This window comes from Chitinimonas sp. (assembly GCF_036568685.1).
Lineage (GTDB): Bacteria > Pseudomonadota > Gammaproteobacteria > Burkholderiales > Chitinimonadaceae > Chitinimonas.
The window spans coordinates 1-14,794 of record NZ_DATCSC010000058.1 but is presented as its reverse complement, the minus strand read 5'-3'; the positions used below and the strand labels follow the sequence as shown (position 1 = coordinate 14,794).

The 14,794-nt window shown below is 64.2% G+C and carries 15 protein-coding genes; 6 read left to right on the top strand and 9 right to left on the bottom strand.

What is annotated here, in order from left to right; all coding sequences use genetic code 11:
• The first annotated feature begins 98 nt into the window (after positions 1–98).
• Positions 99–1,070 carry a bile acid:sodium symporter family protein gene (locus VIM95_RS09405; protein ID WP_331984943.1) on the top strand — a complete coding sequence of 324 codons (972 nt, stop codon included), beginning with the start codon at positions 99–101 and terminating at the stop codon, positions 1,068–1,070.
• Here VIM95_RS09405 and VIM95_RS09400 read toward each other — a convergent pair.
• Positions 1,067–2,020: a YafY family protein gene (locus VIM95_RS09400; RefSeq protein ID WP_331984941.1), complete on the bottom strand. Its 954-nt coding sequence runs from the start codon at positions 2,018–2,020 to the stop codon at positions 1,067–1,069. The two genes, VIM95_RS09405 and VIM95_RS09400, sit on opposite strands and share 4 nt — an antisense overlap.
• 103 nt (positions 2,021–2,123) lie before the next feature.
• Between VIM95_RS09400 and VIM95_RS09395 the strand changes: the two genes are divergently transcribed.
• Positions 2,124–2,822, top strand: coding sequence for a LysE family translocator (locus tag VIM95_RS09395; protein ID WP_331984939.1), 699 nt, complete (start codon positions 2,124–2,126; stop codon positions 2,820–2,822).
• Positions 2,782–3,303, top strand: coding sequence for a hypothetical protein (locus VIM95_RS09390; RefSeq protein ID WP_331984937.1), 522 nt, complete (start codon positions 2,782–2,784; stop codon positions 3,301–3,303). Before VIM95_RS09395 ends, VIM95_RS09390 begins: the two co-directional genes overlap by 41 nt.
• Before the next feature lie 46 nt (positions 3,304–3,349).
• On the opposite strand, the gene VIM95_RS09385 is transcribed toward VIM95_RS09390, so the two are convergent.
• Positions 3,350–4,783: a catalase gene (locus VIM95_RS09385; RefSeq protein ID WP_414648507.1), complete on the bottom strand. Its 1,434-nt coding sequence runs from the start codon at positions 4,781–4,783 to the stop codon at positions 3,350–3,352.
• Positions 4,784–5,032: 249 nt separating this feature from the next.
• On the opposite strand from VIM95_RS09385, the gene VIM95_RS09380 reads away from it, so the two are divergent.
• Positions 5,033–7,363: a putative bifunctional diguanylate cyclase/phosphodiesterase gene (locus VIM95_RS09380; RefSeq protein WP_331984935.1), complete on the top strand. Its 2,331-nt coding sequence runs from the start codon at positions 5,033–5,035 to the stop codon at positions 7,361–7,363.
• Here VIM95_RS09380 and VIM95_RS09375 read toward each other — a convergent pair.
• From VIM95_RS09375 to VIM95_RS09365, 3 genes are all read right to left on the bottom strand, one after another.
• A complete protein-coding gene (locus VIM95_RS09375) occupies positions 7,360–7,746 on the bottom strand; it encodes a hypothetical protein (RefSeq protein ID WP_331984933.1) in 387 nt (128 codons plus the stop codon). The genes VIM95_RS09380 and VIM95_RS09375 overlap by 4 nt on opposite strands.
• Positions 7,739–8,428: a glutathione S-transferase gene (locus VIM95_RS09370; RefSeq protein ID WP_331984931.1), complete on the bottom strand. Its 690-nt coding sequence runs from the start codon at positions 8,426–8,428 to the stop codon at positions 7,739–7,741. The genes VIM95_RS09375 and VIM95_RS09370 overlap by 8 nt, the downstream gene beginning before the upstream one ends.
• A 66-nt stretch (positions 8,429–8,494) precedes the next feature.
• Positions 8,495–9,355, bottom strand: a complete 861-nt coding sequence (locus VIM95_RS09365; protein WP_331984929.1) for a 1-acyl-sn-glycerol-3-phosphate acyltransferase — start codon at positions 9,353–9,355, stop codon at positions 8,495–8,497.
• Positions 9,356–9,585: 230 nt separating this feature from the next.
• On the opposite strand from VIM95_RS09365, the gene soxR reads away from it, so the two are divergent.
• Positions 9,586–10,131, top strand: coding sequence for a redox-sensitive transcriptional activator SoxR (gene soxR / locus VIM95_RS09360; RefSeq protein ID WP_331984927.1), 546 nt, complete (start codon positions 9,586–9,588; stop codon positions 10,129–10,131).
• An 18-nt stretch (positions 10,132–10,149) separates the two neighbouring features.
• Here soxR and VIM95_RS09355 read toward each other — a convergent pair whose 3' ends face one another.
• Positions 10,150–10,683 carry a chromate transporter gene (locus tag VIM95_RS09355; protein ID WP_331984925.1) on the bottom strand — a complete coding sequence of 178 codons (534 nt, stop codon included), beginning with the start codon at positions 10,681–10,683 and terminating at the stop codon, positions 10,150–10,152.
• Entirely contained in the window at positions 10,680–11,243 is a 564-nt protein-coding gene (locus VIM95_RS09350; protein ID WP_331984923.1) for a chromate transporter, read from the bottom strand. Before VIM95_RS09350 ends, VIM95_RS09355 begins: the two co-directional genes overlap by 4 nt.
• A 134-nt stretch (positions 11,244–11,377) precedes the next feature.
• On the opposite strand from VIM95_RS09350, the gene VIM95_RS09345 reads away from it, so the two are divergent.
• Positions 11,378–12,760: a MipA/OmpV family protein gene (locus VIM95_RS09345; RefSeq protein WP_331984921.1), complete on the top strand. Its 1,383-nt coding sequence runs from the start codon at positions 11,378–11,380 to the stop codon at positions 12,758–12,760.
• Positions 12,761–12,766: 6 nt separating this feature from the next.
• On the opposite strand, the gene VIM95_RS09340 is transcribed toward VIM95_RS09345, so the two are convergent.
• A complete protein-coding gene (locus tag VIM95_RS09340) occupies positions 12,767–13,114 on the bottom strand; it encodes a nucleotide pyrophosphohydrolase (protein ID WP_331984919.1) in 348 nt (115 codons plus the stop codon).
• 69 nt (positions 13,115–13,183) lie between these two features.
• On the bottom strand, positions 13,184–14,794 hold a 1,611-nt coding region (locus VIM95_RS09335; RefSeq protein ID WP_331984917.1), incomplete at its 5' end, for a methyl-accepting chemotaxis protein.

Genomic DNA, 14,794 nt, shown 5'->3' with positions numbered 1-14,794 from the left:
CATAGATTGATAATACCGATGAATTTGTATTCTATATGAGCCTGGGGTTCAATCCAGTCCAAAGGGTAGTCACAGCCAGCCCATCCATCGGACCTACCATGCCCCGCTCCCGCCTGCTTCCCGACAACTTCACCCTGGCCCTCCTGGCCACCGTGCTGCTGGCCAGCCTGCTGCCCTGCCATGGCTGGGGTGCCAGCGCCTTCAATGTGATCACCAATCTCGCGGTGGGGGTGCTGTTCTTTCTGCACGGCGCCAAGCTCTCGCGCGAGGCTGTCATAGCTGGCGCCACCCACTGGCGCCTGCACCTGACCGTGCTGGCCGCCACTTTCGCCCTGTTCCCCCTGCTGGGACTGGCACTACGGCCGCTGCTTACACCGCTGGTCACGCCCGACCTCTACCTGGGCATTCTGTTCCTGTGCGTACTGCCCTCCACGGTGCAGTCCTCCATCGCCTTCACCGCCATGGCACGCGGCAATGTACCGGCCGCCATCTGCAGTGCGTCGGCTTCAAACCTCTTGGGCATCTTTCTCACCCCGCTCCTGGTGGGCCTGCTGTTCCGCGCCAATGGCGGAGCTGGCGACAACCAAGGGGCGGTGCTGAATATCGTGCTGCAGCTGCTGCTGCCCTTTGTGGCCGGCCAGATCGCCCGCCGCTGGATAGGTGGCTGGGTAGACAAGCACCTGGCCCTGCTCAAATTCGTGGACCAGGGTTCCATCCTCCTGGTGGTCTACACCGCCTTCAGCGCGGCGGTCATGCAGGGCCTGTGGCAGCAACTGGGTGCGGGTGCCTTGCTGGGCCTGCTGCTGGTCAATGCCATCCTGCTGGGCTTGATCCTGCTGCTCACCCGCTCGGCCAGCCACTGGCTGGGCTTTAACCGTGAGGACGAGATCACCATCGTGTTCTGTGGCTCCAAGAAGAGCCTGGCGAGCGGTGTACCCATGGCCAAGGTGATCTTCGCCGGCCACCCCATAGGTATGATCGTGCTGCCCCTGATGCTCTTCCACCAGCTACAGCTCATGGTCTGCGCCGTGCTCGCACAGCGGTATGCGCGTAACCAACAAGCCCGCTAGTTAGTCCCGGCCTGCATGAGCAGCCGCTGGGCATGCTCGCGTAGCGCTTCATTCAACGCAGGTGGCGATAGCACGGTGACCGGGAAGGGCAACTGCGCCAGCTGCCGCGCCATCCAGCTGAGCGTCTCGGCCTGGCTATGCAGCACCACGCCAGCCTCGGTCGCTTCCAGCAGGCCCAACGCGCTGTAGACCTCCCGCCGTGCCTCATCCAGGGTGGCGTGCAGCAGCACCTTGATCGCATGGGCGCGCGGCAAGGTCGCTTCCGATTCTGCCAGGTAAGCCAGGGCGTCAAAGTCCTGCGGGCGCAGAAAGCTCGCGGGTACCGGCTTGACCGAGACGATGCGATCGAGCCGGAAGGAGCGCAGGTCACGCCGCAGGTGGCAATGGCCGACCACATACCAACGGCCACTGCGGAACACCAGCCCATAGGGATCGAAGTCCCGCTCGCTGTCGGCCTGCCCGGCCGCACGGTAGTGCAGGTGCACCCTTTGCTGTGCCTGCGCTGCCGCGCTCAACACCACCAGGGCCTCATTGTCCTCGCTAGGTCCGGCTTGCGAGAGATCCAGCCGCACCGTCTCCCCCACCGCCCTGACCTGGGCTCTTAACTGGGGCGGCAATACCCGTTCCAGCTTGGCGGCGGCGCTGCTCACCGCCGGCGCCGCCTCCGCCAGGCCCAGACTACGGGCCGCCAGCAGGCCCAGCGCCAGAGCCAGCGCTTCTTCATTGCTGAACAGCATGGGCGGCAGCTTGTAGCCGTGCATCAAGCGGTAGCCACCATCCCGCCCCCGCTCGGCCACGACCGGTATGCCCATTTCCTCCAGTTGCGCCATGTCCCGCCGCAGGGTGCGCGGGTCTATCTCCAGGCGGCGCGCCAGTTCACTGCCGGCGACCAGTCCGTGGGTCTGCAGGATCTCGAGCAAGGCCAGTAAGCGGTGGGTCGGTTTTGCCATGCCGTCACTGTAATACCAAATCAGGGCGGTTTCTGCCCTATATGCACCGTAGATTGCTCCCAACCGCCGCGGAACGGCACAGACCACACAGAGGAGCAAGACCATGGACCAGGCCAATCTCTGGCTTTATTTCGTACTGGTATTCGGCGTGATCGTGCTACCCGGCATGGACATGGCCTTTGTCATGGGTAGCGCCATGACCGGCGGGCGCCGCACCGGCCTCGCCGCAGTGGCCGGCATCATGGCCGGCGGGGTCTGCCATATGGTCATGGGCGCGCTCGGCGTAGGCCTCTTGCTGAGCCTGCTACCCGGAGCCTTCGTGCTCATGCTGTGCCTGGGTGCCGGTTATATGGCCTGGATAGGCTGGTCGCTGATCCAGAGCGCCAGCGTGGTGCTACCGGTCGCCGCCAACGCTGCCCGCACCCCCTTGGCAAGCTTTCGCCGCGCCGTCCTGACCAGCCTGCTCAACCCCAAGGCCTACCTCTTCATGCTGGCCATCTTTCCGCAGTTCATCCGGCCCCATGGGGCGCCGGTCTGGGCGCAGGCCTCGGTACTCAGCGTCATCACCGCCGCCACCCAGTTCGCCGTCTACGGTGCCCTCGCCATCCTCGCCGCCCAGGTACGCGGCTGGCTGCAGACCGCGCCGCGCGCCAATACCGCCATCGCCCGCATGGTCGGGGCGGTACTTATCCTCGCTGCCGGCTGGACGGTCTGCGATGGCCTGCAACGATTCACCCCACCCCAACAAGGAGCAGCACATCATGAATGGCAAGACACTCCCCGACGGCTCGCGCGACTTTGATTTCCTGATGGGCGAATGGCGTATCCGCAACCGCAAGCGCAAGAACTACTGGACCGATGAGGCCGAGTGGGAAGAATTCGAGGCCAGCATGGCGGCCCACCCGCTGCCGGGCGGCATAGGCAATTACGACAGTTTCGAATCGCCCGGCTGGCGACCCGGCTTCACCGGCATGTCGCTCAGGGTCTACAGCCCCGTCACCCGGCTGTGGAGCATCTACTGGCTCAGCAACCGCGATGGCGGGCTGGACCCGCAGACCGGCTCGCTCCTGCCGCCCGTGGTTGGCAGCTTTATCGACGGGGTCGGTATTTTCGAGGGCGACGACGAACTGGAAGGCCACGCCATCCGGGTCCGCTATACCTGGACCCAGTCCGGCCCAGGCAGCGCCAGCTGGCAGCAAGCCTTCTCGCGCGATGGCGGCCAGAGCTGGGCCACCAACTGGCGCATGGACATGCAGCGGGTCAAAGCCGCGGTCGAAGTCTGAAACAAAGTGGCCCCGCCTGGGGCCACCTGTTTCAGCGCAACGGTGCTTACTTCCCGACCAAGGCAGCCAGCGCCGCCTTTACCCCGTTACCGTAGGCCGGGTCGGCCTTGCCGCAGGCAAGGATATGCCGCTCCTGTACCTCGCGCGAGGCGCCGCCCAGCGAGCGGGCCGTATTATCGAACAGTACCTGCTGCTGCGCCGGTGTCATCAGACGGAACAGCGCACCGGGTTGCGAGTAGTGGTCGTCGTCCTGTGGGTGATTGGTCGCCAGCCCCTCTAGCGCCAGCGGCGGTTCGCGGAAGTCCGGCTGGTCGGCCCATTCGCCCTGGCCGTTGGGCTGGTAGCCGATGGTGGCGCCGGCATTGCCGTCCACCCGCATGGCACCGTCACGGTGATAGCTATGGAAGGGGCAGCGCGGGGCATTCACCGGAATGGATGCATGGTTCACGCCCAGGCGGTAGCGCTGCGCATCGCCATAGGAGAACAGCCGTCCCTGCAGCATCTTGTCCGGCGAGAAGCCGATGCCGGGCACGATATTGGCCGGGTTGAAGGCCACCTGCTCAGTCTCGGCAAAGTAGTTGTCCGGGTTGCGGTTGAGCTCCAGCACACCCACTTCGATCAGCGGGTAATCCTGGTGCGGCCAGACCTTGGAGAGGTCGAAGGGGTTGTAGCGGTAGCCGGCCGCCTCCCGCTCCGGCATGACCTGTATGAACAGCTTCCAGCGCGGAAAGTCGCCGCGTTCGATGCTCTCAAAGAGGTCGCGCAGATCGCTCTCGCGATCCTTGCCGATCACCGCCTCGGCCTCGGCATCGCTGAGGTTGGCAATACCCTGCTGGGTCTTGAGGTGGAACTTGACCCAGAAGCGCTCATTGGCGGCATTGATAAAGCTGAAGGTATGGCTGCCAAAGCCGTGCATATGGCGGTAACTGCGCGGAATACCGCGCTCGCTCATCACGATGGTGATCTGATGCAGCGCCTCGGGCAGCAGAGTCCAGAAGTCCCAGTTGCTCTGCGCGCTGCGCAGGCCGCTGCGTGGATCGCGCTTGACCGCATGGTTGAGATCCGGGAAGCGCAGCGAGTCACGCAGGAAGAACACCGGGGTGTTGTTGCCTACTAGGTCCCAGTTGCCTTCCTCGGTATAGAACTTGACCGCAAAGCCGCGGATATCGCGCTCGGCATCGGCCGCGCCACGCTCACCGGCCACGGTCGAGAAACGCACGAACAGATCGGTCTGCTTACCAATCTGCGAGAACAGCTTGGCGCGGGTATAGCGTGTGATGTCGTGGGTGACCGTGAACTTGCCGTAGGCACCGGCTCCCTTGGCGTGCATGCGCCGCTCGGGGATCACCTCGCGGTCGAAGTGGGCCAGCTTTTCCAGGAACCAGACGTCCTGCAGCAGTACCGGGCCGCGCGGGCCGGCTGTCTGGATATTGGTATTGTCGGCGACGGGTGCGCCAAAGGCGGTAGTCAGTTGTTTCATACGGGGCTCCTGGGACGGGAAGGTCTTGTTGGTATTGGTCACGCTGGATGTTCCAGCGGCACCCCAGCAGCCTACGTCGGCGCAGGACAAACCGAATCCCGCCATCTGGCAGCTTGCCACTCACTCTTTGGAGGTAGCCGACCTACCCCGCACGCAGCCGACAGCCGCAGCCCCTCTCGCCGAAAGCCCTGTCTATAGTTCACTGACCGGTCGGACAATGCGCCGACCTCTGAGGGCTCGGGCAGGCCTATGCTGCGGCGTATCCGTCAACAGCTGTTCGCTACACGAAACGTGCCGGTCAGCCTGGACCAGTGGCGCGAACGGGTGCTGTCCAACGTCCTGCTCACCGTGTTGGTGCTTGGCACCGGCGCAGCGCTGCCCAATATCGTCTACGCGCTGCAGCAAGGGCTGTGGTCCTTGCTGCTGACCGATGTCATTGCCCTGGCCTGGATTGGAGTACTGTGGCGCCGCCGTACCCTGGCCTACCGCACCCGCGCAGCCCACTTCCTGGCCGTGCTGTACCTGATCGGGCTAAGCCTTTTGTTCAGCGTCGGCCCGGTCAGCCAGATCTACCTCCTGGCCAGCCCGGTCATGGCCGCCCTGTTGCTGGGTCTGCGGGCCGGCTGGGTCACTTTGGCCCTGACCTGCCTCACCCTGCCACTGGTCGGCTACCTGGCCGACCTGCCGCTGCACGTTGGTGGCTTTAATGGCAGTCCGGCGCTCAAGTGGCTGGCGGTGGCCATCAACTTCGGCTTGGTCAGCGTCATCCTCACCGTCTCGGCCGCCGTGTTGCTGGAGGGGCTACGGCTGACCCTGGCCGGACGCGATGCCGCAGCCCGTTCGCTGGAAGCCGAGCAGGCCTTGCTGCACCAGGCCAACGAGGCCCTGCGGCTGACCGATGCTGCGGTATCCCACCTCAACGACATCGTGGTCATCACCGCCGCCGAGCCGGTGGACGAGCCAGGCCCAACCATCGTCTTCGTCAACCACGCCTTCGAGCAGCGTACCGGCTACCAGCGTGAAGAAGCCTTGGGCCAGACCCTAAAGCTCCTGGAGGGGCCGCTGACCAACCGCGAGGAGATCGAGCGCATCCGGAGCCAGCTGCGCTTGCCAGTCCCGGTACGGGCTGAGGTGGTCGCCTATCGCAAGGATGGCAGCGCTTTCTGGCTGGAGCTGGACATCACCCCCATCTTTGGAGCCGATGGCCGTTGCAGCAACTTCGTGATGATCCAGCGCGACATTACCGAACGTAAAAAGGCCGAGGAGGATATCCACCGCCTGGCCTACTACGACGTGCTGACCGGCCTCCCCAACCGTCGCCTGCTGATGGACAGGTTGGCGCAGGCCTTGGCCGCCGGGCGCCGCAAACGCTGCGTCGGTGCCGTCATGTATCTGGACCTGGACCACTTCAAGCACGTCAACGACGCGCGTGGCCACGGCGTGGGCGACAGCCTCTTGCGGGCGGTGGCGGAGCGGCTGGCCGAGCTTCTGCGTACCGAAGATACGGTGGCCCGCCTGGGTGGCGACGAATTCGTGGTTCTGGTCCCCCAGCTGGCCGAGGAGTTGGAGCAAGCCGCGGTCGCCGCCATGGCCATCGCCGAGAAGATCCGCACCGCCCTGACCCGCCCCTTCCAGATCCACGGCCAGCGCCACCACACTGGCGCCAGCATAGGCATCACCCTGTTCCCGCGCGAGGGGCAGACCGGCGAGCAACTATTGGGCGAGGCCGACATGGCCATGTACCGGGCCAAGGTGGGCGGTCGCAACCGCATCGCCTACTTCGAGGCAGCCATGCAGACCGAGATCGAGGAGCGGCTGGGCATACAGCACCAATTGGAGCGGGCACTGGGCGGGCACGAACTGCAGATGTATCTGCAGCCCCAGGTCGACCGTGGCGGACGTACCATCGGCGCCGAGATGCTGATGCGCTGGCACCACCCGGAACGGGGCTTTATCTCCCCGGCGACCTTTATCCCCATTGCCGAAGATACCGGTTTGATCCTGCGTCTGGGCCACTGGGCGCTACAGGAGGGCTGCCGCAGCATCGTGCGGCTGGTCGAGCGGGGGCACGCCTTGCCGCTGTCGGTCAATGTCAGCCCGCAGCAATTCCACGAACCGGACTTTGTCGAGCGGCTGCGCGGCGTGCTGGCAGAGACCGGGGCGCCTGCCAGCCTGCTGGTGCTCGAGGTGACTGAGGGTCTCTTGATCCGTGACCTGCACGACACCATACGCAAGATGTGCACGCTGGCCGAGCTGGGCATACGCTTTTCGATCGACGACTTCGGTACCGGTTACTCCAGCCTCGCCTATCTCAAGCGCCTGCCACTGCAGGAGCTCAAGATAGATCGCAGCTTTGTGCAGGACACACCGGGCAATGCTTCGGACACCGCCATCGTGGAGCTGATCATCGCCACCGCCAAGCACCTGGGCCTACGGGTGGTGGCGGAAGGCGTGGAGAGACCGGAACAGGCAGATTTCCTGGCCCAGCATGGTTGCGATGCCATGCAGGGCTTTCTGTTTGCCCGCCCCATGCCGGTGGAGGAGTGGCTGCGAGCCTGTACACAGGGAACAGGTGCTTAGTTCGAGAGCAGCCTGAAAGAGAGCCGAGGCGCAGTCCGCTTGGGCACGGCGGCCGGCGGCGCGGGTGCAGCGGCCGGCTCGGCAGCGGGTGGCGACGGCACATCCGACGACTGCCAGCCGCCGATACGCTTACGTGCCGCGCCCGGCAACAAGGCCATGCCTTCTTCCTGGCTGATCAAGCGCGGGTCGCGCAAGGGCGCGGCCTTGCAACCCGCCAATGGCTTATTGGGGCCGCTGACCAGCTCCGCACCGGCAGGACAGGCACCGCACTCGGCCAGGAAAGTGCGCTCGAAGGCATAGCAAACCGTCTGCTCAGCCCAGGCCGATTGCGCCACCGCCAGCAGCAAGCCGGCACAGGGCCAAACCTTAGACAACTTAAGCATTGATCACCACCGGGCCACCCTTGGTCAACGCCCGCTGGTAGCCCGGACGGGCGGCCATGCGGTCACGATAGGCTTGCAGCCTGGGGTAGGCTGTCGCCCCATCGGCTCGCGACAGGGCTGCTTCGATGGCGAAACTCATCTGGAAGTCGGCCAGGCTCAGTTGCTCACCGGCAAACCAATGGTGGCTGGCAAGGTGCTGCTCGATAAAGGCCAGCGCGGTACTGAGATTGGGATCGACCAGCTTGGCCTGCACCTGGGCGCACAGCTTGCGGGCAATGGGTCGGACAAAGAAGGGCATGGGCTGGCGCGGAATACTCTGGAATACGAGCTTGAGCAGCAGCCAGTTCATCAGCGAGCCCTCAGCATAGTGCAGCCAGAATCGGCACTGCCGGTAGGCGGCCGAACCGCGCTCTGGCAGCAGCTGCGCCAAATCGCCCTGGGCGCGGTCGCCATAGGTTTCGGCTAGGTACTCCAGGATCGCGCCGGATTCGGCCACGGTAACCGCACCGTCGGTGATCACCGGCGATTTGCCCAGCGGATGGATCGCCTTCAGTTCGGGCGGAGCCAGCATGGTCCGCTTGTCGCGCTTGTAATGGACGATCTCGTAAGGCACATCCAGCTCTTCCAGCAGCCAGAGCACGCGCTGCGAGCGGGAGGTATCGAGATGGTGGACCTGAAGCATGGCTTGGACCTGGCTTGAGTATGAACAATCGCCCATTTACCGCCAGGCCCTGCCTAATTGCAAGTGCTATTGCACTATACGCAGCTTACCCAGCGCCGCCTGGTTCAAGAGCGCGCGGCGCTTGCGGCGGTTGGGTCGCAACCGGTAGATATGCCGCCGCAGCTGGGCCGCCGCAGCCGGCTGGCTGAGCTGCCAGCTTTCCACTTCTTCCCAAGGGATAGGTCGGTCTATGGTGATAGGAAGGCGGATCGAATGATTGCCGAAGATTTCGCGCGCCAGCAGCAGCATGGCCATGGGCTTGTAGAGCATGGACCAGGCATAGAAGCCCAGCGAATTGCGCCCGTCGATATGCACCGGCAGGATAGGTGCGCGGGCGCGGGCAGCAACGCGCAGAAAGCCGGTGCGCCACATGCCGTCGCGTATACCGCGCGGCGTAGCGCGCGAGACCTCGCCACTGGGAAAGATGATGACCACCTCGCCACGAGCCAATGCAGCATCAATACCGTCGACATTGCTGCGATTGGAACGGCCGCTCAGATTATCGACCGGCAGGAGGATGTCGCGTGCCGGACCGAACTGCAGCAGCACGTCGCTGACCACCATGCGCACGTCGGGCCGCACCTGGCTGACCAGCTGGATCAGGGCGGAACCATCCAGCGCACCCAGGGGGTGGTTGGCGACGATCACCACCGGCCCGTTGGCTGGAATGTGCTCATGACCCAATACGCCGTAGCGGACATTGAGGTATTCGATGATGCAGTCGTTGAAGTCCAGCCCACTATGCCCATCGGCAAAGCGCATAAAGTCGTTGATGCGGCGTTCGCACAACAAGAGCCGCAGCAAACCGACCACCGCCTTCCTGAACAAGAGCGGCTTGCGGTCGAAGGCAGGAAAGCGCTCGCTGAGCATTTGGGCCACGGAGATCATATCGGGCTCGTTCCGGATACAGGGTGGCGGATGGTCATGGCGCCCTACTCTAGCCACCGAAAAAGACCGGAATATTTCAACTACAAGGCGGCGACGGACGGTGATTTACGCAACCGGATCGGCCGCTTTGGTGAAGATGGCTTGCCAACTTGCCCGCCATCCGGAAAATCGCCCGCTAAGAAAAGTTCAAGCCAGCTTAAAACTAAGTAGCGCCTTACATGGAGACCATCATGGCTGAAACCCTGTTGACCATCGGCAACTTCGCCAAGCGCGCCGGCGTGGCGGCCAGTGCCCTACGCTTCTACGAGGACGAAGGCCTGATACGCAGCACCCGCACCGCTGGCGGACAACGCCAGTACGCGCAAGAGACGCTACGCCGGGTAGGCTTTATCCGCGTGGCGCAGGGACTGGGGCTCAGCCTTGCCGACATCCGCGCCGCACTCGACACCCTGCCCGAACAGCGCACACCGACCAAGTCCGACTGGGAAAAGCTGTCGCGCTCCTGGCGGCCATTGATCCAGGCCCGCATCGATGCGCTGACCGCCCTGCGCGATCAGCTCAATTCCTGTATTGGTTGCGGCTGCCTTTCGCTGAAGACCTGCAAGCTCTATAACCCTGGCGATATTGCCCAGCAATACGGCAGCGGCCCACGCTACCTGCTGGGGGACCGCCCCGATGGCCCGGTCAGCGTCGAAGCGGCTCCGCCGGCCACGCCAGCCGCCGAACCCAAGGCTACAGCGCCCGCCAAGGGCAAGGCGCACCGCATCTGGCCCTGAGGTAGGTGACGGGCCGGGCTAGACCTGGCCCACGCCCAAGCAACCCACCACGGCGCCGCCCGCCAACAACCAGAGGGGGTGCAGACTGCTGCGCCAGGCGAGCACCGCGCAGGCGGCGGTAATGCCCCAGAGCACCGGCTGCAGCCCATTGGCAGCCTGGCAGATCAGGATGGCACTGGATGCCACGAGGCCAGCGGTCACCGGTACCAAGGCTGCCTGCACTTTGCGCCGCCAGGGGCGATCCTTGAAACGCTCCCAGCCATGCATCACCAGCATGGTGAGCAGGGAGGAAGGGCCGAACTTGGCCAAGGAACTGACCAACACGCCCGGCCAGCCGGCCACATGCCAGCCCACCAGGGTAACCACCATCATATTGGGGCCAGGCGCCGCCTGAGCCAGCGCGAACAGCGCGCTGAACTCGGCCGAGCTCATCCAGTGGTGTACTTCCACCACCTGCCGGTGCATCTCGGGCAAGATGGTGTTGCCGCCGCCAAAGGCCAGTAGCGAGAGCTGCCCGAACAAAAGGGCCATGGTCCACAAGGTGTCGGTCATGGCTCGCTCCGGTAGGCAATAAAGACACTGAGGCCAGTCAGCGCCAGCATGGCCGGCAGCAGTGGTACTCGCAGTACCGCGATCAATACGCAGCCCAGCGCCGCTACCAGCATGGCGGCAGGCCGGCCACGCAGTGGCAGTATCATCTTCAGCGCCATGGCCACCAAAAGGCCGGCCGCGGCGGCAGCGAGGCCGGTGAACAGATGTCTGACCCGGGGGTCCTCATGAGTGTGCTGGTACAGCACGCCCAGGCCGATCACCACCAAGGAAGGGCCACCGATCAGGCCCAGCAACGCTGCCAAGGCACCCAAGGGGCCGCGAAAGCGCATGCCGACCGCCACCGAGAGGTTGATCACATTGCCGCCGGGCAGGAACTGGCAAAGCCCAAGCAACTCAGAGAACTCCTCTGCACTCAGCCAACGCCGCTGCTCCACCAGGCTACGGCGAACCAGCGGCAACACCCCTCCGAAGGCCGACAGCCCGAGGACCAGAAAGCCAAGGAAGAGTTGACGCAGGGAAGGCGCTGCGGGCGAGGGTGGCGTGGCGCTAGATTCGGACATGGCAACGATCCGGCAGGAGGCAGGCTGGTATTGTACGCCGCCACCGTGCCCCAGGGTTTGTGCGGTCTAGTATGGAACAGACGTCGCAGCGCGATGCGCGCGACCGGAACAGGTCGTTTGCAGGAGGAATATGCATGTCATGTCACAAGAGAAACTGGTGGTTGCCCTGTCTGAGTACGCTAGCCGCCGTAACGGCACAGGCCGGGCCGGACCTGCTGACCGGGGTGCTCGACACTCCCGGTAGTGCCGGCCTGGGGTTGGTTGCAAGAGTCGAACAGACCCCCTATGTGGGCAGCGGTGTGCGCTACGACCTGGTGCCGCTCTACCTCTACGAAGGCAGTCGGTTCTTCGTGCACGCCAGCCGTTTCGGCATGAAACTACAGGCCAGCGACAAGGAGCGGCTGGATTTCTTTATCGAGCGGCGCTTCGACGGCCTGCTGGAGGACGATATCCCACCCGAGCTGGCAGGCCTCTCGCCGCGTAGTGCCGGCTTCGACGCCGGACTCTCATACCGGATGCGCGGCGACTGGGGCGGGCTACAGTTGGCCGTGCAGCGCGATATCAGCAATGCCTCGAAAGGTAATGAACTGAGCCTGAGCTACAACTATGATTGGCGCTCAGGCCGCTTGGCGCTCCGCCCCAGCCTGAGCCTGAGCTGGCGTGATGCCCGCCTGAACAACTACTACTATGGCGTACGCCCCGAAGAAGCCACCGCCACCCGCCCGGCCTACGAGCCGGGTGCCGGCCTCAATACCACCGTGGGCCTCTACGGCAGTTATGACCTGACCGAGAACTGGCGCCTCTTGGGCGGCATCGCCACCACTCGCCAGGACAGCAAGGTCAGGCGCAGCAGCATCGTGCGGCAAGGTTCAGACCCAACGATCTCCCTGGGTGCGGTCTACGACTTTGGCAGTTACCGCGACGGCTGGGCCGGCGAGCGCACACCCACCTATGTGCGGGTCTTCCACGGCAAGGCCTCGGCCGAAGGCTGTCACCTGGCGCGCATCATGACCTTCAAGTGCCACGACACCAACAAGGAACACCCTACCAGTATCACCGGCCTTTACCTGGGTAAGTCCTTCGTCGAAGGTTTCAATGGCTGGCCGCTGGATTTCATCGGTTATGGTGGCGTGGTCTACCACGACGACAAGGGCCTGCAGCGCAACGGTCTGCAGTTCGATCTGTTCATGAAGGGCTATTACTACGGCTTCCCCTGGCGGGACTGGGTACGCACGCGCGTAGGCATGGGCTTCGGCCTATCCATTGCCGAGCGGGTGCCCTACGACGAGGTCTCCAGCCAGGCAGCTCGCAACCGCTCCACCTCGCGGCTGCTCAACTACCTGGATCCGACCATAGACGTGAACGTCGGTGACATCTTCCGCGCCCGCTCGCTCAAGACCACCTGGTTGGGGGTCGGCGTCTCGCACCGCTCGGGCATCTTTGCCTCTTCGCAGCTCTTGGGCAACGTCAACGGTGGCTCCAACTTTATCTACAGCTACTTGGAAACCAGTTTCTAGCGGGGTTCAGCGGTTGTACTTGCGAGCCGAGCCCTTGAAGGCGTCGACCGGGTACTTCTCGGCATTCTTGGCCATCTTGTCGAGCAAGGCGGCTTCCAGGTCCACACCCAGTTTGTCCGCGATGCGCAGAAGGTAGGCCGTCACGTCGGCCAGTTCTTCGCGTATCCGCTGGGCACGCTCGGGGTGGGCCATGGCATCCGCCGCCTCGGCCTCGCTCAGCCACTGGAACTCCTCGACCAGCTCGGCGCACTCGACCGAGAGCGCCATGACGAGGTTCTTGGGGTTGTGGAATTGCTCCCAGTCCCGCTCCGCCGCAAAAGCGGCGAGGCGGGACTGCAGGCCTTTGCTATCCATGGCTAGCTTTCATCAGCACGATCCGAACGGCCTAGCCTAGCAGGCCAACCGCTGGTCAGCCAGCCCGGCTCAGCCACCCAGGCGGAAGCGCTGTACCAGACTGGAGAGCTCGCTCGATATCTGGTTCACCTGGCGGGTGAGCTTGAGGGTGCGCTGGGTCGAGACGCCGGTATCTTCGGCCATATGGGTGATCTTTTCGACCGACTGGGCCACCAGGGTGGAGGCGGTGGTCTGCTCCTTGGTGGCATTGGCGACTTCCTTGATGCTGACCAGGATATGGTCGGCGTTCTGGCGCATGCTCTCCAGCGCATCCACTGTCTGCGCAGATGCTTCGACCCCTTTGGCCACGCGGGGCAGAACGTTCTGCATGGCCGCCGCCGCGTCCGATGCCTCGGTCCGCACCGCCGAGAGCTGGGTCTCGATCTCCACCGTTGCGGTGGCGGTCCGCTCCGCCAGCTTGCGCACCTCGTCCGCCACGACCGCAAAGCCGCGCCCAGCCTCGCCGGCCCGGGCTGCCTCAATGGCGGCATTGAGCGCAAGAAGGTTGGTCTGCTCGGCGATGTCCTTGATCGAGGCCGCGATGGTGCCGATCTGGCTGGCGCTGTTTTCCAGGTGGCTCATACGGTGCGATACATCGTTCACCGCATCGGCTACCCCTCGGATATCGTCGCTGACCTGGCGGACATGGCCACTCTGCTGCCTGGCCTGGTTGGCGGAGTCCTCGGCGGTATGGCTGGTATCGCTGGCCGAGGTCGAGACATGGCCGATGCTGACCGCCAATTGCTCGATCGCAGCCGCCACGGCCGAGGTATTGTCGGTCTGCATGGCGGCCTTGCCCGCTACCAGCTCAGCCTCGGCACTGACCTCCTTGATGGTGCCGTCGAGCTGCAGGGTACGGCCCTGTATGCCCTGTACCACGTCACGTATGGCCGCCACCATGATGCCGAAGGAAGACATCATGCTGCCCTCCTCTGCCGCCCGCATCTGGATGGACAGATCCCCTTGCGCCGCCGCGTTCATCAGCTTGATCGCCTCCGTCGGCTCACCCCCGACCTGGCGCAGGATATTGCGGGCCAGCACCAGGCCAAAGGCGGTGATCAAGATCAACAGCACCACGATAAAGGCAGCCGAGGTACGGGCCACGGAATAGAACTCCTGGTCCACATCGTCGAGGTAGACCCCGCTGCCTATGGCCCACTCCCACTCCTTGAGCAGCATCACGAACTGCAGCTTGGGTACCTGTAAGGTGGACCCGGGTTTGGCGGTAATGCCGTAGACCTCGCCCGATACGCCATCCTTGGGCGCGTTGACGATGTCGCGCACGGTGTAGTTGCCTTCCTTGTCCTTGATGTCCCAGCGATTGCTGCCGTCGTTCTCCGGCTTGCCCCCGCTCATCACCTGCACGCCCCGCACGTCGAAGATATAGAAATACCCTTCGCGGCCATCCTTGCCGCCGTAGCGCATCTGCTTGATCGCGGCCATGGCCCGCTTCTTGGCCTCATCCGCCGGCAACTTGCCCGCCGCCGCCTGCTGCTGGAAGTCCCGCGCCACGTTGTAGGCCGCGTTCACCACCGAATGCAGCTCCCCCCGCCGCCCGTCCAGCAGCACGCTCTTGAGGTGAACCAGGGCATAGGCCTCGGTGGCAAGCAAGCTCGCCAACATCACACCTATGGTCAGAAA

Coding starts and splice junctions, on each gene's coding strand:
- VIM95_RS09345 (WP_331984921.1), top strand. CDS start 11,378: ATGTCATGTCACAAGAGAAACTGGTGGTTGCCCTGTCTGAGTACGCTA.
- VIM95_RS09390 (WP_331984937.1), top strand. CDS start 2,782: ATGAATGGCAAGACACTCCCCGACGGCTCGCGCGACTTTGATTTCCTG.
- VIM95_RS09405 (WP_331984943.1), top strand. CDS start 99: ATGCCCCGCTCCCGCCTGCTTCCCGACAACTTCACCCTGGCCCTCCTG.
- VIM95_RS09355 (WP_331984925.1), bottom strand. CDS start 10,683: ATGACCGACACCTTGTGGACCATGGCCCTTTTGTTCGGGCAGCTCTCG.
- VIM95_RS09385 (WP_414648507.1), bottom strand. CDS start 4,783: ATGAAACAACTGACTACCGCCTTTGGCGCACCCGTCGCCGACAATACC.
- VIM95_RS09375 (WP_331984933.1), bottom strand. CDS start 7,746: ATGCTTAAGTTGTCTAAGGTTTGGCCCTGTGCCGGCTTGCTGCTGGCG.
- VIM95_RS09400 (WP_331984941.1), bottom strand. CDS start 2,020: ATGGCAAAACCGACCCACCGCTTACTGGCCTTGCTCGAGATCCTGCAG.
- VIM95_RS09350 (WP_331984923.1), bottom strand. CDS start 11,243: ATGTCCGAATCTAGCGCCACGCCACCCTCGCCCGCAGCGCCTTCCCTG.
- VIM95_RS09340 (WP_331984919.1), bottom strand. CDS start 13,114: ATGGATAGCAAAGGCCTGCAGTCCCGCCTCGCCGCTTTTGCGGCGGAG.
- VIM95_RS09380 (WP_331984935.1), top strand. CDS start 5,033: ATGCTGCGGCGTATCCGTCAACAGCTGTTCGCTACACGAAACGTGCCG.
- soxR (WP_331984927.1), top strand. CDS start 9,586: ATGGCTGAAACCCTGTTGACCATCGGCAACTTCGCCAAGCGCGCCGGC.
- VIM95_RS09370 (WP_331984931.1), bottom strand. CDS start 8,428: ATGCTTCAGGTCCACCATCTCGATACCTCCCGCTCGCAGCGCGTGCTC.
- VIM95_RS09365 (WP_331984929.1), bottom strand. CDS start 9,355: ATGATCTCCGTGGCCCAAATGCTCAGCGAGCGCTTTCCTGCCTTCGAC.
- VIM95_RS09395 (WP_331984939.1), top strand. CDS start 2,124: ATGGACCAGGCCAATCTCTGGCTTTATTTCGTACTGGTATTCGGCGTG.